16 protein-coding genes and 1 pseudogene are annotated in these 18,247 nt (G+C 71.8%); 9 read left to right on the top strand and 8 right to left on the bottom strand.

Going from position 1 to position 18,247, the window contains the following annotated elements; genetic code table 11:
* Window positions 1-14: 14 nt before the first annotated feature.
* Complete coding sequence (locus tag I0C86_RS42160; RefSeq protein WP_196206913.1) at window positions 15-182, bottom strand: hypothetical protein; 168 nt, start codon at window positions 180-182, stop codon at window positions 15-17.
* Complete coding sequence (locus I0C86_RS42155; protein WP_196206912.1) at window positions 179-1,945, bottom strand: Hsp70 family protein; 1,767 nt, start codon at window positions 1,943-1,945, stop codon at window positions 179-181. Before I0C86_RS42155 ends, I0C86_RS42160 begins: the two co-directional genes overlap by 4 nt.
* Before the next feature lie 63 nt (window positions 1,946-2,008).
* On the opposite strand from I0C86_RS42155, the gene I0C86_RS42150 reads away from it, so the two are divergent.
* Complete coding sequence (locus I0C86_RS42150) at window positions 2,009-2,452, top strand: pyridoxamine 5'-phosphate oxidase family protein (protein WP_196206911.1); 444 nt, start codon at window positions 2,009-2,011, stop codon at window positions 2,450-2,452.
* Between the two features lie 44 nt (window positions 2,453-2,496).
* Here the strand turns inward: I0C86_RS42150 and I0C86_RS42145 are convergent, their stop codons facing one another.
* Both I0C86_RS42145 and I0C86_RS42140 read right to left on the bottom strand, forming a co-directional pair.
* On the bottom strand, window positions 2,497-3,102 hold the full coding sequence (locus I0C86_RS42145) for a response regulator transcription factor (protein ID WP_196206910.1): 606 nt from the start codon (window positions 3,100-3,102) through the stop codon (window positions 2,497-2,499).
* A complete protein-coding gene (locus I0C86_RS42140) occupies window positions 3,099-3,728 on the bottom strand; it encodes a sensor histidine kinase (RefSeq protein ID WP_196206909.1) in 630 nt (209 codons plus the stop codon). Before I0C86_RS42140 ends, I0C86_RS42145 begins: the two co-directional genes overlap by 4 nt.
* 678 nt (window positions 3,729-4,406) lie before the next feature.
* Between I0C86_RS42140 and I0C86_RS42135 the strand changes: the two genes are divergently transcribed.
* From I0C86_RS42135 to I0C86_RS42115, 5 genes and pseudogenes are all read left to right on the top strand, one after another.
* Entirely contained in the window at window positions 4,407-6,557 is a 2,151-nt protein-coding gene (locus I0C86_RS42135; RefSeq protein ID WP_196206908.1) for a sedoheptulose 7-phosphate cyclase, read from the top strand.
* Window positions 6,554-8,062 carry a phosphoheptose isomerase family protein gene (locus tag I0C86_RS42130; protein ID WP_196206907.1) on the top strand — a complete coding sequence of 503 codons (1,509 nt, stop codon included), beginning with the start codon at window positions 6,554-6,556 and terminating at the stop codon, window positions 8,060-8,062. Before I0C86_RS42135 ends, I0C86_RS42130 begins: the two co-directional genes overlap by 4 nt.
* Window positions 8,059-9,069, top strand: coding sequence for a Gfo/Idh/MocA family protein (locus tag I0C86_RS42125; protein WP_196206906.1), 1,011 nt, complete (start codon window positions 8,059-8,061; stop codon window positions 9,067-9,069). Before I0C86_RS42130 ends, I0C86_RS42125 begins: the two co-directional genes overlap by 4 nt.
* On the top strand, window positions 9,066-10,046 hold the full coding sequence (locus tag I0C86_RS42120) for a sugar phosphate isomerase/epimerase family protein (RefSeq protein WP_196206905.1): 981 nt from the start codon (window positions 9,066-9,068) through the stop codon (window positions 10,044-10,046). The genes I0C86_RS42125 and I0C86_RS42120 overlap by 4 nt, the downstream gene beginning before the upstream one ends.
* A pseudogene (locus I0C86_RS42115) lies at window positions 10,043-11,029 on the top strand (Gfo/Idh/MocA family protein); the annotation flags it as partial. The gene I0C86_RS42120 and the pseudogene I0C86_RS42115, both read left to right, overlap by 4 nt.
* A gap of 182 nt (window positions 11,030-11,211) precedes the next feature.
* Here I0C86_RS42115 and I0C86_RS42110 read toward each other — a convergent pair.
* Together I0C86_RS42110 and I0C86_RS42105 are read right to left on the bottom strand one after the other, a co-directional pair.
* Window positions 11,212-11,976 (bottom strand): DUF6071 family protein, encoded by a 765-nt coding sequence (locus I0C86_RS42110; protein WP_196206903.1) that lies wholly within the window; start codon window positions 11,974-11,976, stop codon window positions 11,212-11,214.
* A 148-nt stretch (window positions 11,977-12,124) separates the two neighbouring features.
* The gene (locus I0C86_RS42105; protein WP_196206902.1) at window positions 12,125-12,895 is read right to left on the bottom strand and encodes a hypothetical protein; all 771 of its coding nucleotides are present in this window, start codon (window positions 12,893-12,895) and stop codon (window positions 12,125-12,127) included.
* A gap of 113 nt (window positions 12,896-13,008) precedes the next feature.
* Between I0C86_RS42105 and I0C86_RS42100 the strand changes: the two genes are divergently transcribed.
* Window positions 13,009-14,121, top strand: coding sequence for a winged helix DNA-binding domain-containing protein (locus I0C86_RS42100; protein ID WP_196206901.1), 1,113 nt, complete (start codon window positions 13,009-13,011; stop codon window positions 14,119-14,121).
* Here the strand turns inward: I0C86_RS42100 and I0C86_RS42095 are convergent.
* Together I0C86_RS42095 and I0C86_RS42090 are read right to left on the bottom strand one after the other, a co-directional pair.
* Window positions 14,111-15,352: an MFS transporter gene (locus I0C86_RS42095; RefSeq protein WP_196206900.1), complete on the bottom strand. Its 1,242-nt coding sequence runs from the start codon at window positions 15,350-15,352 to the stop codon at window positions 14,111-14,113. The genes I0C86_RS42100 and I0C86_RS42095 overlap by 11 nt on opposite strands.
* Window positions 15,353-15,371: 19 nt before the next feature.
* Window positions 15,372-16,199: a TetR/AcrR family transcriptional regulator gene (locus I0C86_RS42090; RefSeq protein ID WP_323374170.1), complete on the bottom strand. Its 828-nt coding sequence runs from the start codon at window positions 16,197-16,199 to the stop codon at window positions 15,372-15,374.
* An 89-nt stretch (window positions 16,200-16,288) separates the two neighbouring features.
* On the opposite strand from I0C86_RS42090, the gene I0C86_RS42085 reads away from it, so the two are divergent.
* A complete protein-coding gene (locus I0C86_RS42085; protein ID WP_196206899.1) occupies window positions 16,289-17,332 on the top strand; it encodes an ATP-binding cassette domain-containing protein in 1,044 nt (347 codons plus the stop codon).
* Between the two features lie 41 nt (window positions 17,333-17,373).
* Complete coding sequence (locus I0C86_RS42080; RefSeq protein ID WP_230395658.1) at window positions 17,374-18,156, top strand: ABC transporter permease; 783 nt, start codon at window positions 17,374-17,376, stop codon at window positions 18,154-18,156.
* The last annotated feature ends 91 nt before the right edge of the window (window positions 18,157-18,247 follow it).

Below are 18,247 nucleotides of genomic sequence, written 5' to 3'. Positions count from 1 at the left end.
GATCGGGCGGCGGACTACCTCCGCTGACTCGTCCGGCGACGGTCGGCATCCTCGATCGCATGCCGGACCGCCAGCCGGATCACCCAGTAGAGCACCCCGAGCGTCATCGCAGCCAGGGCCACCGAGAGGGCAAGGGTGAACACCAGTTCAGGAAGCTGGCCGGTGGAAATCATGGTGCTCAACGCACCCGGACCCATTCGCTGGAGCCGCCGTCGCCGAAGAACCGCATCTTGTCTCCTGTGCAGATGTACTCGGACGGCTCCAGGATCAGCGTCAGTGGATCACTGTTGTTGCGGCTGCTGCCCCGGTAGAGCGTTATCGATCCCTTGGCCCGTACGTTGCTGACGTACTCGATGCCGTTGCGGTGGTACACGTTGGCCGACGCGGTGCCGCGGGTCCGCTGTCGCCACTTGACGCCGCCGACGGTTGTGGTCAGGTCCTTGCTGCGGTTGAAGTCCAGCGTCACCCTGCCGTCGGCGGTGTAGGTCTGCAGGGTGCCGCCGGGCCCGGTGTACTGCACGTTCCGATTGTTGATCTTTCCGGTCTTCTGGTCGCTCACCTCGCGCCAGACGCCGACCATGCAACTGTCCACCCCGCTCGCCGTCACCGTGGGGGTGACCGACGGAGTCGGGGTGGAAGTGGGGGTCGAGGAGACGTTCGCCGCCAGATTGCCCGCGCCGCTTCCGGATCGGTCCGGTCCGTCGCCGCTGGCGATGGCGGTGATGGTGGCGACCGCGCCGAGGATCCCGACGACCGCCGCGGCCACCCCGGCGACCCGGACTCGCCGGGACCGCCATCTCGACGTCCACGATCCGGCCGGTACGGCGGGGACCGCCGCCGTCGACTCGGCGGCGGCGGTGGCCGACCCGGCAGACGTCGCGGGGATCCGCAGACTGCCCTCGGCCACGACCAGTTCCGGCTGCTCCACCACGCTCGGAGTGATGTCCAGCGCCCGGTGCAGCGCCGAGCTGACCGCCGGCATCCGGCTGGAGCCGCCGGAGAGGAAGATCGCGGCGAGAGTCTCCTCCGCATCCTCGGTCCGGCCGAGCACCCGCCGGGTGGTCGCGACGGTCCGCGCGATGATCGGTTCGGCCAGTTCCTCCAGCTCCTCGCGGCCCAGCGGCAGCTCCACATCGAACAGCGGCACGTGGATCACGGTCGTGGTGGTACGGGCCAGCATCTCCTTGCCGGCCCGCGCGTTGGCCCACAGTTGCTGGCTCGCCCGGCGATCGGAGGCGGTGACCGGACTGGTCAACCGGTTCCACGTCGACTCGTCGCCGGCCCCGATGGCGGCGCCGAGCCGCTCCACGATGGCGGCGTCGATATCGAGCCCGCCACAGTCGGCGAGTCCCTCGGTCGCGAGGATCTCGAACCCGTCGCCGGTACGACGTACGACGGTGACGTCGAAGGTGCCGGCACCGAAGTCGTACACGACCGCGCACTGTCCGACCGGCAGTTGGCTCCCGGCCACCTCGACGAAGAAGTTGGCGGCGGCGACCGGCTCGGCGACGAGTCGTACGGTCGGCAGTATCTTGTTCGCCGCGGCCAACAGGGTGGCCCGGCGTTGGGTTCCCCAGGCGGCGGGGAAGGTCAGCACCGCCTCGGTGATCGGCTCGCCGGTGCTCAACCGGGCCTCGGTCGCGACCCGACGCAGCGGCACGGCGAACAGGTCCTCGACGGTTATCTCCCGCTCGCCGAGCAGCACGGTGCCGTCGTCGACGCACCGCTTCGGGTACGGCTCGAACGACTGCGGGAAGGATATCGAGGTGTGCAGGGCATCCTGCCCGACCAGCATCCGTTCCCCGGTGTCGGCCCAGACGGCCGAGCGCAACAGCGGAGACCCGTCGAACAGCATCGGTCGGGGTTCCCGGCCCGGTAGGGCCAGCACCGCGACCGTGTTGAACGTGCCGAAGTCGATGCCGAGTCTCGCGCCTGCGCCACCCACGGATATCACCGTACGGGAGCCGCGCCGCACCGAGAATCGAGCGGTTCCCAATAAACTGCGTGGATGCTTCCCCACCTCGGAACCGAGGCAGGTATCCGCGCCGAGCAACGACTTCGGGACGAGACGGTCATCTGGCTGACCACCGTCAACCCCGACGGGCAGCCCCAGACGTCACCGGTGGGCTACGTGTGGGACGGTGCGAGGTTTCTGATTATCAGCAAGCCCGGGATAGCGAAGGTCCGCAACCTGCGGGACAACCCCAGAGTGGCGCTGCACCTGGATCTCGACGGCGACGCGGAGGAATTCAGCGTCCTCACCATCGAGGGCGTCGCCGAGCTGGATCCCGCGCCGCCGGGTGAGCCCGCGCCGCTCCGCGAGGACGAGATCTCCGGCTACGTGCAGAAGCACCTGGAGTCGATGCGGTGGGCGGGCGTGACGCCCGAGGAGACCTTCGCGGACTTCTCCACAGTGATCCGGGTGACGCCCACCCGCGCCCGCTCCTACTGAGCGATGGGCTGGGCCGGCTCGCCCGCGAGGGGGGCCCTGACGTTCTACAGCCACCCGTTGTCGAGGGCGGTCCGATGTGCCTCCGCGCGGGTGGCCACGCCGAGCTTGCCGACCACCGCCGCCAGGTGGTTGCGGACGGTCCCCTGGGAGAGTTGCGCGCGCCGAGCCACCACCGCGACGGGCGTGTCGGTGCCGGCCAGCCGCAGCACCTCCAGCTCGCGCGGGGTCAGTGGGCACTCGGGGGCGACGAGGGCCTCCGCCGCCAGCGTCGGGTCGACGTACCGGGCACCTGCGTGCACCCGCCGGATGACGTCGGCGAGCGCGCCGCCGGGCGCGCCCTTGGCCAGGAAGCCCCAGGCCCCCGTGGTGAGGGCCCGGCGCAGGTGCGCCGGCCGTCCCCGGCCGGTCAGGATCACCACCGCGCAGGAGGGAAGTGCCCTTGCGAGTTCGGCGGTGACCGCCAGGCCGTCCAGCGTCGGCATCTCCAGGTCGACGACCGCCACGTCCGGTCGGTGCGCCAGAGCCGCCCGCACCGCGGCCCGACCGTCGGCCGCCTGCGCCACCACCTCGAGGTCGGCCTCCAGATCGAGCAGGGCGGCCACCGCGACCCGGATCAGTTCCTCGTCGTCGGCGAGCAGGACCCGGATCATCGCGCGGTCGGTACGGTGGCCTCGACCGTGAACACGCCGTCGTCGTGGGTGGTCCGGAGCGTCCCGTCGGCGTCGGTCAGCCGCTCGGCGAGCCCGCGCAGCCCGAAGCTGTGCCGGTCCGGTTCGGCCGGTCCCACCCCGTCGTTCGACACCGTCATCCGGATCCTTCCGCCGTCCCGTCGCAGCTCGATCCTGCACCAGTTGGCCCGGCTGTGCCGCAACAGGTTGGTGCTGGCCTCCCGCAGGACGGGAACCAGTTGGCTCGCGGCCTCCAGCGGCACCTCCTCGTCCGGCTGGTCGACCGTGCACCGTACGCCGGAGGAGCGCAGCACCTGCGCGGTCGCGGTGAGCTGGTCCCGCAGGTCGACGGTCCGGCACCCGTGCACCGCCTCGCGTACCTCGGTGAGGGCCGAGAGGGCCAGCCGTTGTACCTCGGCGGCCTCCCGGCCGGCACGTGCGGCGTCCACCGGCGCGAGCAGCGTCCGGTCCGGATCGGACTCCCGGTGCAGGCCGATCGCCGGCATGGCCAGACCGGTCAGCAGGGTGCCGACCAGCGCGGCCAGGGTGACGATCCGGGGCCGGTGCAGCCGGGGATCGGGTTCGCCGGGAACGGGGTCGCTGGCCACCCGCCCGATGCTATGCCGTCGGGCCACTCCGGCCGGGAGTGCGGCGGTCGGGTCCGGGGCGGGACGGCATGCCGATTTTCCGAATGGCGTCGTCGTTCACTTGTAGAGAAAGGGGTCGCGCGGGTGGCCCCGTCGACGACGCCGGATCAGGCGGCGTACGAGCGATAGGACAGACCTCAACGTGCTGGACCAAACCATTTTTCGCCCCGTGACTCCTGGGTTGGGACCGGTGGGTGGGAGCGCTAACATCCCACAGTAAAATATCGTCCTTCATCAGTGGGGGCAACAGCGGACCTGTTGACCTCGCTGAGCTTGAGCGCCTTGCCAGGACGGCCGACAGGCTCGTACGGTACGTCATGGGAGCGCGTCCATCTGATCTTGGTCCACCTCTTGACGATTGTCGTTAAATCGTATTGAGTCAATATCGATCCGAACGGGCAATGCACCCGACGAGGGGAAAGGCAGGGGGTGGCATGTCCGTGTCCCGGTTTGTTTTGGCATGCCCCGGGGGGTTTCTCCGGACCAATGGCGATCAAATAGTTGACGACGGCGGACGCCCGGTTATCCGGCACGGGATTGAGATGGTTCGCTCGTTCCGGTTCGCCCAGTGTCGACCATCTGAGGTGCCGGTCGACCTGCTGCGGCGCTCCCGCTCCCGGCCGACACCGGCCTGAGTCGATGCCGACGACAACCCCGGTCACGGTTCCGGGCCCCAGCCACGACGTTCCCCGCCCCGCCGCCCGATCCGGGCCCGGGCTCAAGGACTCGTTCCGGGCCGAACTGATCGACATCTTCGAACTGCGGATGCGGCGGAACCTGTTCAGTCCGGGCAACCCCACCCTGCTGCGGGCGTTCGGCGGGGCCCGGCGGATCCTCGCCGTCTGCGACCGTCCGGAGCAGGGGCGGCGACTCGCCACCTACCTCGACCACTGGCGGGACCGGGGTGCGCTCGACCATCACCGGACGGTCGACGGCCGGACGTTGACCGGGCTGTCCGGCGCCGACCCGATCCGGGCGGTGGTCCGGGCCGCCGTGACGGACCGGCTCGGCCGCCGTGACGCGTTCCTGTCCATCGCCGGGACCGAGTCGACCGCCACGACCGCGCTCGCCGCCGCCATGTACCGCCGCTACGCCCACGCGGTGCGGGTGCACGACGACCTGCCTGCGCTGCTCGCGTCCCTGCACTGGGACGCCCGTACGGTGGCCGGTGATCCCGCGATCGCCGCCGCCGGGCGGGACCCGTTCGTGGTGGTCGACGTGGACAGGCTGCTCGGCGACAGCGGCCCGGTACGCCCCGACGAGGAATGGGCGCTGCGCCACCTCGCCAGCTTCGACGACGTACTCGCCGATCAGCTGGACCGGGGTCCGGACCGGCTGCGGCCGTCCGTGCTCCGGCGCGCGGCGCTGGGCGCGGTGACCCGGCTGCTGCGCCGGTACGGCCCCGGCGACCACCGGGTCTGGCAACCGCCGCCGACGACGGCGCCGGAGCCGGAGCCGGTCCGGACACCGGCCTCGATCCCGGCCCCGATGCGGGTGTCGTTCCCGGCCCCGGCGCGGGCGTCGATCCTGACATCGGTCCGGGCGTACCAGATCCGTGAGGTGTCCTACCAGGTCACGTTCGCCAGCGGAGTTCTCGACCCCGACAACCCCGCACTCTCGGCGTACCTGCCGGCCGGTGCCCGGGTGCTGGCGGTGGTGGACGACTACTCCGCCGAGGTCACCGGCGCCACCCGGCGCACCCTGGCCGCGCGGTCCCGCCGGGGCCGGCTCGGCGGCTTCACGGTGCTGCCGGTACGCAGCTCGCCCCGGGGGAAGACCCTCGACGCGGCCGAGGAACTGCTCCGGACCGCCCAGCGGATGCGGTTGGGCCCGGACGACCGGATCCTCGCCGTCGGCGGCGGCACCGTGCTCGACCTGGTCGGGTACGTCGCCGCCTGCCATCCCGGCGGCACGCCCTACCTGCGGATCCCGACCACCCTGGTCGGACTCGTCGACGCGGGCGTGGGACTGAAGGTGGGCGTCGACCTGGACGGGCGGAAGAACCTGCTCGGCGCGTACCACGCACCGATGGCCTGCCTCTGCGACCCCGGATTCCTCGCCACCCTGCCCGACGCCGAGTTCCGGTGCGGGCTGGCCGAGATAGTCAAGATCGCGCTGGTCCGGGACGCCCGGCTGTACACCCTGGTCGAGGAGCACCATCACGCACTGCGGACCCCGGACGGCGCCCCGGTGCTCGACGAGGTGCTCCGACGCGCCGTCGCGGCGATGCTGGTCGAGCTGGAGGAGAACCCCTGGGAGCGGCGGCTGCGCCGGCTGGCGGACTTCGGCCACGAGTTCGGCCACGTCCTGGAGGAGCGGTCCGACTACCGGCTCCGGCACGGCGAGGCGGTCGCGATCGGGATGGCGCTCTCCTGCCGGCTCGGGGTCAGCGCCGGCCGGCTGCCCCTGGCCGTCGCCGAGCGGGCCGAGACGCTGCTCCGCCGGATCGGACTGCCGACGTACGACGACTGTTGTGCGGCCGACGAGCTGTGGCGGGCGCTGCGGACCCACGTACTGCCGCACAAGGGCGGTGAACTGCACCTGGCCGTACCGATCGGAATCGGGCTGGGCGGGTTCGTCGACTCGATCGACGAGATCGGCGCGGCCGACCTGCACCGGGCCTGGGCGGCCCTGCGTGCCCTGGCGACCGGGACGCCGCCCGCGCCGGCAGGCCCGGAAGCGGACTCGGGGTCGCGCTCGGGGTCGGACTCGGACTCGGAGTCGGACTCGCGCTCGGGGTCGGCGGAGTGGGCCGTACCGGCGTGGACGTGGGACCGAGGTTCGCCGTGACCGGCGTACGACGGTCGGAGCCGAGCGGAGCCGAAGTCTGGGCGTACGTCCGCGCGGCGGCCCGTGGTGAACGGCACGGACCGGCGGGAACCGTCGCCGCACTGGCCAGCCTGGCCGGGGTGCCCCGGCTCGGCTGGGTGCACGCCCCGTCCTGGCCGGTCGTGTCCCGCCTGGTCGGGGCCCGCACCGGTGGGGCGCCGCTGCGGGGCTGCCGCCGGGCGGTGTTCGTCGGCACCGGCGGCTGGGCCTTCGGCCTGCGGGCCGTCTGCGAGGCGCTGCCGGGCCAGTCCACGGTCTGGGTGCTGGACACCCTCGATCCGAGCGCCGCCCAACGGGTGCTGGCCCAGATGGGTACGACGGGATCCACCACCGGCTTCGCGATCAGCGCGTCGGGGCGTACCCGGGAGACCCGGTTGCTCGCCGCCACGCTCGCGGTGGCCTGGCACCGGGTCGGCGGTGCGGCACCGGTCTGGCTGTCCGAACGCGACGGAGCGCTGTCCCTGACCGGCGCCCGTGACCAGGTGGCCCTCTACGGCACTCCGCTCTCCCGACCGGCGCTGCTCGCCGCCCGGATGCTCTGCTGGCCAGGGTTCTCCGACGCGTACCGGGAGTTCGCGACGGCGACCCGGGCGATCGGGGAGTGGGCCGGCGAGGAGTCCCGCCGCTTCCCGGCGACCGGAGGACCGCGGGTGGTCTTCCGGTTGCCGCGCGGATCCGGCCCCGGCCTGCGACTCTGGACCCTCCAGGCCGCCCGGCAGGGCTGGGGCGGCAAGTCCGAGCGGTTCCGGCCGTGGCCGGACGTGGCCATGGCGGAACTTCCCGGCCCGGCCGCCGCTGCCGGAGAGGTGGTCGTCGACGTCGCCGAGGGCATTTCGGGGCTGCGTCCGGCCGGCGGACCCGCCGGAGCGGTCGCCGCCGCCATGGCCGCGAGCTACGCCGTCGCCGCCCTGGTCGCCTGCGTGGCGGTCCGGCACGGACTCCGCTTCGCCACCCACGACGCGGTGAACCGCTACAAGCGGCTGATGCCCCTGGCGCCGACCGCCGCCGACCGCCCCGGCGGAGGCCGGGTGGTGGGCAGCGTCGACGAACTGGTCGGCGTGCTCGCGGGATGGCTGGCGGAACGACCGGACCTGACCGCCGTACACGTCGTCGGGTACGGCGGCGGCCTGTCGACGGCGGTGCCCGCCGGTCGGCTGGCCGAGCGGCTCGACCGGTCCGTCGAGGTGCACGAGGGCAGCACCTGGAACCACCACTCGTACCAACTCGTCTGGCACACCCCGTCGGTCGGCGTGGCGGTGCTGCTCGCTCCGGTCCGCCCGGCGGTCACCGGCGATCCGGCGCTGGACGGCGCGCTGACCGCGCAACGGCACACCCTGGACGCCATAGCCGGCGCCACCCACGCCTCGCTCGCCCCCCGCAGCCTGTTGCTGGACTGGTGCCCGGACACGTCCGGTGCCGCCCGGACCCGTGGCGTCGGCTCCGGTGGAACGGGAGATGCCCGATGACGTTCCGGATCGGCATCGTGGGCGCCGGGTGCCTGACCCGCGAGTCGCTGCTGCCCGCGATCGCGGAAGCCGACGACCTGCGGCTGGCCGCCGTACTGGACCAGGACCCCGAGGCGCTCCGCGTGGTGGCGACCCGATTTCCGGAGGCCTGGTGCGGCACCGACGCCCGCGAGTTCCTGCGTACCCCGTTGGACGGGGTGCACGTGGCCACCCCCAACCGGCGGCACGCCGAGTTCGCCTGCCGAGCCCTGGCCCGAGGCCTCCCCACCCTGGTCGAGAAGCCACTGGCCGACACCGTCGACGGCGGGCAGTGGATCCTCCGGGCCGCGATGGCCTCCGGGGCGCCGGCGATGGTCGGCTACATGTCCCGGTACAACGCCTACAACCGGGCCGTCGTCGAACTGGTCCGGTCCGGACGACTCGGCATACCCCGGTCGATCACCGCCAGCCATCTCGGACACCGCCAGGGCGACTGGCGCAACCGTCGCGCCGACAGCGGACTCGGCTGCCTCGGCGACCTCGCCATCTATCCGCTGCTGACCGCGGTGGACGTGTTCGGCGTGCCGCCGACGGCCTGCCGCGCCACCGGTTATCCGGGCGGCGACCCGGTGCGGACCGACATCTACGTGGAGGCGACCCTGTGGTTCGGCGACGGGCTACGGCTCCAACTGGAGTCGTCGTTCGCCGAGTCGCCCGGCGGCGGTGTCTCGCGGTACACGGTCGTCTGCGAGCGAGGCCTGGCGGTGGTCCGGGACTCGTGGGCGATGAACTCCGGCGGCTCGGTACTGGTCTGCGACGAGCAGGGACGGCGTTGGCTGCGGCCGGAGCCGGTGGACCCGTACGTCGCCCAGTACCGGACCTTCGCCGCCAGCGCAGCCGGGGCTCCGGTGCCGGCCGAGGTGAGCATCCCCCGCGCGTTGCGGGACCTGCGGGTGCTGCACGCGCTTGAACGCAGCGTCGCCAACGGCGGAGTGCGGTTGGCGTTGAGCGGAGGGCAGAACACATGAAGCTCGTCCTGCACAGCTACACGTTCCGCCGGTACCCCCTACGGCACGTCTTCGCGGTCGCCAGGCGGTACGGCTGGGACGGCGTCGAACTGGTCCACTTCCACTTCGATCCGGCCCGGGTGGAAGACGAGGTCGCGGCGGCGGTGGCGCTCGGCCGGCGGTACGGGGTGGCGATCCACTGCGTCGGCTACACCGGTGGCTTCGTCGGCGACGACCCGGTGGACCGGGCCGCGTCGCTGGCGCTGGCACGGCGGACCATCGACGCCTGCGCCCGGCACGGCATCGAACTGGTCAACGGCTGGTCCGGAACCCTGGAGCGGGATCCGGACGACTGGCGGCGCAACGGCAGCGCCATCGCCGAGGAGCGGCACTACGACCGGGCCGCCGAGGGGTACCGGCAGCTCGGCGAGTACGCCGGGCGGCTCGGTGTACGGGTCGGGGTGGAGGTCTATCCGGGTTCCGTACACGACACCGTGGCGACCACCGCCCGGCTGCTGGACATGGTCGACCACCCGGCCGTGTTCGCCACGGCGGATCCCGGCAACGCCTACGTCGTCAGTCCGGCCGACCGGGATCCCGAGATCCTCGACCAGTTCGCCGGCCGGCTCGGCTACTTCCACCTGAAGAACCTGCACCCGGACGGCGGCCGCGCCAACTTCAATGTGGACACCGCAGACGGGGTGCTGGACAACTACGCCTGGATAACCAAGGCGTCCGCGCTCGGTGTGCCGGCGATCTGTGTCGAGTACTGCGGAACCGGCGACCCGCATCCGCCGATCGCCCGAGCCGGGAACTACGTACGCGACTGCCTGGCGTTACGCGACGACCTCGACCGGCGGCATCAGGTGGCCGAATCGGTGCCGGTCGGGATGTCCCGGCCGACGGGCTCACCGGTGCTGGCGGGGGCGGAGGCAGCGGCGGTGCTGGCGGCGGAGGGCGCGGCGGCGCTCGCGGGTGCGCCGGGATCCGGTCGGTGAGCGGAGCGCCGACCGGCCGACCGGTCCGCTGGGGCATCCTGGGTACCGGATGGGTGGCCGGGGAGTTCGTCAGCGACCTGGTACGACTGCCGGACGCCGAGGTGGTCGCGGTGGGATCGCGGACCCGGGCGGCCGCCGTCCGGTTCGCCGACCACCACGAGATTCCCCGTGCGTACGGCAACTGGGCCGAATTCCTCGCCGACGACGGGGTCGACGTCGTGTACGTCGCCACCCCGCACTCGACGCACCACGCCGCCGTCACGGCGTGTCTGGACGCCGGTCGGCCGGTGCTGTGCGAGAAGCCGTTCACCGTCAACGCCGGCGAGGCCGCCGACCTCGTGGCCCGGGCCCGGAGCGCCGGCCTCTTCGTGATGGAGGCCATGTGGATGCGGTGTGTGCCGGCGATCCGGCGACTCGTGGAACTCGTCCGGGACGGTGCGGTCGGGGTACCCCGACTCGTCCAGGCGGATCTCGGTCTGGTGGCGCCGGTCGACCCCGGGCACCGGCTGCGTGACCCGGCGCTGGGCGGGGGTGCCCTGCTCGATCTCGGTATCTATCCGGTGACCCTGGCCCACCTGCTGCTCGGCCCGCCCGAGTCGGTGACGGCCGTCGCCACGCTCAGCCCGTACGGCATCGACGAGACCACCGCGATACTGCTGGGTCATCGGGGCGGCGCCCTGGCCACCCTGTCCTGCTCGATCGTCGCCGACACCCCGTGGACCGCCGCGATCAGCGGCAGCGCCGGACGGATCGAACTCGGCCGGGGTTTCTTCCGGCCGGCGGGGTTGACCCTGTATCCGGCCGATGCCGAACCTCGCCTGATCGAGGTGCCGTTCGAGGGTGAGGGCTTCGTCCACGAGGCGGTCGAGGTGGGGCGGTGCCTGCGGGCCGGGCTGACCGAGAGTCCGCTGGCCACGGCGGCGGACACGATCGCCGTGCTGCGCACCCTGGACGCCGTACGGGCCCGTACCGGTGTCCGGTACCAGGCCGACGAGCTGTGGAAGGAGCACCCGGTTTCGGAGCCTTCCGAGGGCGCGTCCACGGCGCATCGCGCACCGGGTCACCCGGACGGCTCGGGATCTCCCGGGCCGGAGCAGGTCGGATCGGAGCAGGTCGGGTCGGAGCAGGTCGGGCAGGTGGCGAGATAGCCGGGGCGTACCTGTCGTCAGCGGCCGATCCGGTCGGGCAGGGGGAAGCACAGCCGCTCGTCGGCGGTCAGCCAGCCCAGCATCGCGTCGGCGAAGTGCCGGTGTCCCTCCCGCAGCGGATGGTCCCAGTCGCCGAACGGAACCCTGCCGCGCACCATCTCCCGGAAGGTGTCCCGGGGCCGGGGTGGCAGCTCCCCGAAGACGAGGTCGGCGCGGAGCGCGCGCATCAGGGGTACCGCCTCGGCCGGAACCGGGTCGGGCAGGATCTCCCAGGCGAAGGCGAACCGGCTCGGTACGCCGCGTCCGGCGAGATGGTGTTCCAGCAGTAGCCAGTCCACGAAGAAGTTCACCGTCTCGCCGGTGGTGTTGAACAGATGCCGGAGGTACGCCTTCGACGGCTTGTCGCCCTCGGCCGCCTTCCAGTCGGCGACCCGCTGCCAGTGGAGTTCTTCCGGCAGCGCCGGCCGTACGCCGAGGTCCGGTCGTAGCGGCCCGTCCTCGATGCCGCTGTCGTAGTACTCGTTGCGGCTCAGAGCCGTCCACATCCCGAGGAAGAGGATCTGGTCGTACTCCACCTGGTGTGCGGCCCGGATCGCCGCCAGGTGCTGCACGGTCGTCCGGACGGCTCGGCGGTTGGATCCGCCGTCACAGGCCAGGTTGACCACGTCGATGCCGAGTTCGCCGGCGACCAGGGCCGGCCAGGACTCGCGCTCGGGCCTGGCCAGCTCCGCGCCCCGGGCGAAGCTGCACCCGTTCACCACGAGCAGCCGGGTCAGGGTCATGCGTCTCCTCGTCACGCTGTCTCGGCGTGGGAACGCTCCCATATTACGACGAAGGTAAATACATCCAATGCCACGGGTGCGAGCAACGGGGGACGGCGCGGCGGAGGCGGAGCGTTTCAGCTGGTCAGATCTGAAAGAGTCCGGCTGATCAGATCTGAAAGAGATCGAGGACGGATCGTGGTAGCTCGGTCGCCCTGGAGCCGGCCGGAGCTGCTGCGTCCACCCCGTCCGACCTGCTGTAGGCGTATTTGATCGCACCGTGTGTCGGCAGCACGCTCGGTATGTCGATGTGGAATTCGAACAGGTCGCCGGAGGGGCTCGCGAGAACGCTGAACGGAACCGCCTTCGCCTTCGCCCCGAGTCCGGCGACCACTCTCTTGCTGATGAAGTGCGAGCGGGTGAGGTCCAGCGTGCCGACGAAGTCGGACCCGCCCTTCCGTTTCGCGTTGACGACACAGTTGGCGAGGTCGGCCGCGCCGGTGTGGTCGCTGTCGGGCAACAGGTTGAACGAGCTGCCCGCCGGAAGGTCGGTGACGCTGCTGCGCATCCATCCCTTCGCCACACCGGGCACGTCGGACGTGCGTACATACAGGTCGGTGCCGAGCTGGATCGCCTCGGCCCGCAGGGTGTCGCCCGCCTCGTCCACGAGGGCGATGCTCAGCTTGGCCTTCCTGTCGGCCGGGTCCATGCTGAGCTCGGTCCGGATGCCCGAAGCCTGCATGACGACGGTGACGACGCCCTTGTTCGTCTTCGCGGCGGCGTCCGCCAGTTTCTCCGCCGGACCGAGCTGCGTCGGCGCCGGCGTGACCTGCTGCGGCACTGCCTTGTCGTCGGACCCCGGATCGACGCCGCAGCCCGTCACCACAAGGCTCATCGCGGCGAGAGCCAGGCCGGCAGCGGCCGGCCGCAGAGAGAGCACGCGGGTGCTTCCTTCCGTCGAGTAGTGACGCGGATGCTACCCGACACCGGCACCGACGAGGTGGAGCACTAACGTGTGGGCGACGTGACCACCGACGGAGGCTGACCGCCACGATGACCAGGGCCGTGCTGCACCGCCGGGCGCTCAACCGGGCGACCCTGCACCGGCAACTCCTGTTGGACCGCTCGGACCTCTCCGCGATCGAGGCGATCGAGCATCTGGTGGGGCTCCAGGCCCAGACACCCCAGACCTGGTACGTCGGCCTGTGGACCCGGCTGCGGAAGTGTCGCGGGGAGACCGTCGGGGAGTTGCTGACCAGCCGCCAGGCGGTGCGCATCGCACTGATGCGCTCGACCATCCACCTGGTGAGCGCCGCCGACGCGCTGGCGCTGCGCCCGCTCCTGCAACCGCTCATCGAACGGGGCATGGGCAGCAACCACGGCAAGTTGCTCATCGGACTGGCGCGGGACGAGGTCGTCGCGGCGGGTCGTGAACTCCTCGACGAACGGCCACTCAGCTTCGACGAACTCGGCCGGTCGTTGGCGCAGCGGTGGCCGGACCGGGACCCGGCGGCGCTCGCCCAGGGCATCCGCGCCTGGGTGCCGCTGGTGCAGGTGCCGCCGCGAGGGGTCTGGGGGCGTACCGGTATCGCCGCACACGCCACCCTGGACGACTGGCTCGGCGCCGAGCCGCGTCGCGACTATCCGATCGAGGAGATGCTGTCGCGCTACCTGGCCGCGTACGGCCCGGCCACGGTGCGCGACATGCAGGTCTGGTCGGGCCTGACCCGGCTCGCCGAGGTGGTGGAGCGGATGGGGTCCCGGCTGGTCGGCTACCGGGACGAGAACGGTGCCGAGCTGTTCGACCTGCCGGACGCCGCCCGGCCGGATCCGGACACTCCGGCACCACCCCGTTTCCTGTACGACTACGACAACCTGCTGCTGTCGTACGACGATCGCACCCGGGTCGTCACCGACGGCTACCGCCGGCGCAACACCTCCCGCAACGGCATGCTGCCCCGCGCCATTCTGCTCGACGGGTACACCGCCGGCACCTGGAAGACCACCGTCGCACGGGGTACGGCGACCCTGACCATCGAGCCGTTCGCCCGACTGTCCAAGGGGGACGCCGAGGCGCTGGCGGTCGAGGGCGAGAGCCTGCTCCGCTTCCTCACCGGCGGAAAACCCGCGCTCGACGTACGGTTCGTCGAGCCGGTCAGCGGCTGACCTCGGCTCGTCGGGTTCGGGGCCGGAGCGCGCCGGCGGCCAACGCGACGAAGAGTGCGAGCAGGGCCGGGATCGCCAGGGCCCGGGGCAGTCCGATCAGCTCGGCGGCGCCGCCGATCACCACCGGCCCGACTAGAAACCCGAGGTAGCCGAGCCCGGCCACCCGGGCCAGGGCGCGACCCGCCTGCCGGGGGTCGCGGTTCCCGGCGGCCGAGAAGACCTGGGGTGCGATACAGGACAGGCCGGCACCGAGGCAGCCGAAGCCGACCAGACCGGCGACCGGATGGTCGACCAGAAGCGCGCCCCCCAGTCCGATCGCGGCCAGTACGCCGGAGCCACGGACCAGGACGACCGGGCCGAGGGCGGCGGCGAGCCGGTCCCCGACGAGTCGGCCGGCGGTCATCATCACCGAGAAGGCCGCGAAGGCGGCGGCCGCGAAGCCCGGACCGCTGCCCAGGTTGTCGTGGAGGTAGACGGTGCTCCAGTCGGCGGCGGCACCCTCGCCGACCAGACAGCAGAACGCGAGTACGCCGAGGAACAGCACGCCGGGCGGCTGCCGACCGTCCCCGGACGGTGCACCGTCGGCCGGGCTGCCGGCCGCCTGTCCGGTGTCGGGCCGCTCGGCGGCGGGCAGTGCCCAGCGGGTCGCCCAGGCTGCCAGGGCGACCCCCGCGACCGCGATCGTCAGGAAGGTACTGGACACGCTGGCGTCGGCTCGGGCGTAGAGGCCCCCGACGGCCGCACCGACGAAACCGCCGATGCTGTAGACCGCGTGGCATGACGACAGCATCGGCCGTTGGCGGAGCCGCTCCACCTCCACGGCGTTCGCGTTCATCGCGATGTTGAGCGTTCCGTGTACCGCGCCGAAGACGAACAGGGCCAGCGCCAGGGTGGTCAGACTTCCCGCGTACGCGGTAAGGACCAGGCAGCCGCCCTCGGCGAAGGCCACCGGCAGCATCACCCGGGCGGCGCCGTACCGGTCGACCAGGCGTCCGGTGACCTGCATTCCGGTGATGGCTCCGGCAGCCAGCCCGAGCAGGGCCAGGCTGAGCTGTCCGTCGGTCAGGCCGAGTCTTTCCTTGATCGCGGGGATCCGGGCGGTCCAGGTGCCGATGGCGACCCCGAACAGCAGGAACAGCAGGGACACCGCAATCCGGCCGCGACGCAGCGTGCCGGGATCGCCGGGGAGGAGGCTCACCGGGCGTTCGGCGCGGCGACCGGTACGAGTCATCCGCTTATCCGAACACCTGTCACGTCTGCCCGGCAAGCGGCTCGGCCGCCCGGGTTCGGACCAGCGTCTCGATGCCGTCGAGCACTCGTTGCAGACCGAACTCGAACGCACGGGCCGGATCGGAGGGGGCGCCGTACTCGGCACCGGACACGCTGCCGACCCGGGACGCCGTGGGGTAGCGGTCGGCGTCGAACACCTGCTCCAGCAGCGGGGCGTACGTCTCCCACCACTGCTCGCCGGTCATTCCCGTACGCTGCTCGGCGCGCGCGGCCTCGATGACGCTGCGTACCGCGCCGTACACGTAGTCGTGGAGCAGGCTGACCACGAGGTCCATCTCGATCTCGGTCAGGCCGAGTCCGTCGACGGCGGTGAGGTCGCGGTCGTACTTGGCCAGGAGATGCGGGCCGAGCACCGGCAGGCTCGTCGCGACCTGGAGCAGCCAGGGGTGCCGGAGGTAGCGCGCCCAGTTCTCCCGGGCCAGCCGTTCCAGCCCGGTGCGCCAACCGGTTCCGTCCGCGTCCGCGTCCGCGTCCCCGTCCCCGTCTCCGTTCTGGTCGCCGGCCGGCCGGGGGTGGTCGGCGTGCACCGTGTCCACCATGACATCGATCAACTCGGCCTTGCCGGGCACGTACGTGTAGAGGGACATCGCCGTCACTCCGAGCTCGTCGGCGACCCGTCGCATCGACAGTCCGGACAGCCCTTCGGCGTCGGCGACCTCGATTGCCGTCCGGACTATCCGCTGTACCGAGAGCTTCGGCTTCGGCCCACGTCGCGGCGGGTCCTGGGTGCCCCAGAGGAGTTCCATGCTCCGCTTCGGGTCACCGGTGCCGCTGTACTCCGTCGTCACGTCGTCATTCTCTCCGGTTGAAACTCTTTACGACGTACGCTATAGTCTCGGCCGTCACTCTATACGGTGTACGATATTTAGGGGTGGTCATGAGCGACCCAGACCTGGCTGTTCGGGCCGAGGGGCTGCGCAAGCGGTACGGCGACAAGCTCGCCCTGGCCGGACTCGACCTCACCGTTCCGGCCGGTACGGTCCACGGCCTCCTCGGACCCAACGGCGCCGGCAAGACCACGGCGGTACGGATCCTCGGCACCCTGCTGCGGTTCGACGCCGGGCGGGCCGAGGTGGCCGGGTTCGACGTGGCCCGCCAGGCCGATCAGGTGCGCCTGCGGATCGGGCTGGTCGGCCAGCACGCGGCGGTGGACGAGATCCTGTCCGGCCGGCAGAACCTCGCGATGTTCGGCCGGCTCTACCACCTGCCCTCGGCGGTGGCGGACCGCCGGGCGGACGAACTGCTGGCCCGGTTCGGGCTGGCCGACACGGGAGGCAAACCGGTCGGGCAGTACTCGGGTGGCATGCGTCGCCGGCTCGACCTGGCGGCCGGCCTGATCCTGGCACCGCCGGTGCTCTTCCTGGACGAACCGACGACCGGGCTCGACCCACGCAGCCGCAACGAGGTGTGGACCGCCGTGCGGGCACTGGTCAGCGCCGGTACGACGGTGCTGCTCACCACTCAGTACCTGGAGGAGGCGGATCAACTCGCCGACCAGATCTCCGTGATCGACGACGGTCGGATCGTCGCCGAGGGCACCCCGGACGGACTCAAGTCCCTGCTCGGCCGCGACCGGATCGACGTCGTCCTGCACCGGGCCGACGACCTTCCGGCCGCCGCCGCGCTGCTCGGCCGGGTGACCGGCGGTCCCGCCGAACTCGACCAGGACAACCGGCGGGTCAGCGCACCGGTGCGGGACCGGATGGCAGCGCTGACCGAGGTGGTACGGGGGCTGGACGACCGGGGCATCACGGCCGAGGACATCGCGCTCCGCCGACCCACCCTGGACGAGGTCTTCCTGCACCTCACCGGCACCGGAGCGGGCACGGGCACGGGCACCGATCCGGGTGCCGGCACCGATCCGGGCGTCGGAGCGGGCGTGCCCACTCCCGACCCGAACGAGCGAGAGGTGGCACTGTGACAGTCGCGATCCCGAGTCCGCCCCGTACGGCGTTGCACCGGCTGCGATGGGCGGTCGTGGACGGCTGGACCATCACCCGGCGAGACCTGATCCACTGGGCCCGCCAACCGGTGCAGGTGGTGGTCGGACTGCTGTTTCCGATCATGGTGGTGCTGATGTTCGGCTACCTGTTCGGCGGCGGGATGTCGGTGCCGGGCGGCGGAAACTACCGGGAGTTCCTGATGCCCGGCATGTTCGCCATGACCGTGCTCTTCGGCATCGAGGGCACCTACACGGCGATCGCCACCGACGTCTCGCGGGGCGTCACCGACCGGTTCCGGTCGATGCCGATGGCCGGCTCGGCGGTGGTGGTGGGCCGGAGCACCGCCGACATGCTCAACGCCGTACTCGGGCTGGTCGTCATGGTCGCCTGTGGACTCCTGGTCGGCTGGCGCTGGCACGGCACCGTCGGCGCGGCACTGGCCGGATTCGGGTTGCTTCTGCTGCTCAGGTTCGCGCTGCTCTGGCTCGGCATCTACCTGGGGCTGCTGCTGCGCAACCCGGAGGCGGTGGTCGCGATGCAGATCCTGGTCTGGCCGGTGCTCTTCCTCTCCAACGCCCTGGTCTCGCCGGAGACCATGCCGGGGTGGCTCGGGATGGTCGCCGAGGGCAACCCGCTGTCCGCGACGGTGTCCGCGACCCGGGAACTGTTCGGCAACCCCGGCTGGGAAGGCGACTCGTGGCTGCGGCAGCACGCCCTGGCGATGGCGCTGGGCTGGCCGGTCCTGCTGATCGGAATCTTCCTCCCGCTCTCCGTCCGGCGGTACCGCCGACTCGACCGGTAACGGATTGGTGCTGGCGGCCCGGGGTAACCGACGCACGGTGCTCGCGCCGGGCCGCCAGGAGGGCAGTCGGCTCGATACCGCTCCGGAACAG

The sequence above is a fragment of the Plantactinospora alkalitolerans genome (genome assembly GCF_015690345.1).
GTDB classification, from domain to species: Bacteria; Actinomycetota; Actinomycetes; order Mycobacteriales; family Micromonosporaceae; genus Plantactinospora; species Plantactinospora alkalitolerans.
This window is presented reverse-complemented; position numbering and strand designations above follow the sequence as displayed.

Bases quoted from the DNA above. Each gene is read 5' to 3' on its own strand.
- I0C86_RS42150 (WP_196206911.1), top strand. From the start codon at position 2,009: ATGCTTCCCCACCTCGGAACCGAGGCAGGTATCCGCGCCGAGCAACGA.
- I0C86_RS42145 (WP_196206910.1), bottom strand. From the start codon at position 3,102: ATGATCCGGGTCCTGCTCGCCGACGACGAGGAACTGATCCGGGTCGCG.
- I0C86_RS42135 (WP_196206908.1), top strand. From the start codon at position 4,407: ATGCCGACGACAACCCCGGTCACGGTTCCGGGCCCCAGCCACGACGTT.
- I0C86_RS42125 (WP_196206906.1), top strand. From the start codon at position 8,059: ATGACGTTCCGGATCGGCATCGTGGGCGCCGGGTGCCTGACCCGCGAG.
- I0C86_RS42120 (WP_196206905.1), top strand. From the start codon at position 9,066: ATGAAGCTCGTCCTGCACAGCTACACGTTCCGCCGGTACCCCCTACGG.
- I0C86_RS42110 (WP_196206903.1), bottom strand. From the start codon at position 11,976: ATGACCCTGACCCGGCTGCTCGTGGTGAACGGGTGCAGCTTCGCCCGG.
- I0C86_RS42100 (WP_196206901.1), top strand. From the start codon at position 13,009: ATGACCAGGGCCGTGCTGCACCGCCGGGCGCTCAACCGGGCGACCCTG.
- I0C86_RS42095 (WP_196206900.1), bottom strand. From the start codon at position 15,352: ATGACTCGTACCGGTCGCCGCGCCGAACGCCCGGTGAGCCTCCTCCCC.
- I0C86_RS42085 (WP_196206899.1), top strand. From the start codon at position 16,289: ATGAGCGACCCAGACCTGGCTGTTCGGGCCGAGGGGCTGCGCAAGCGG.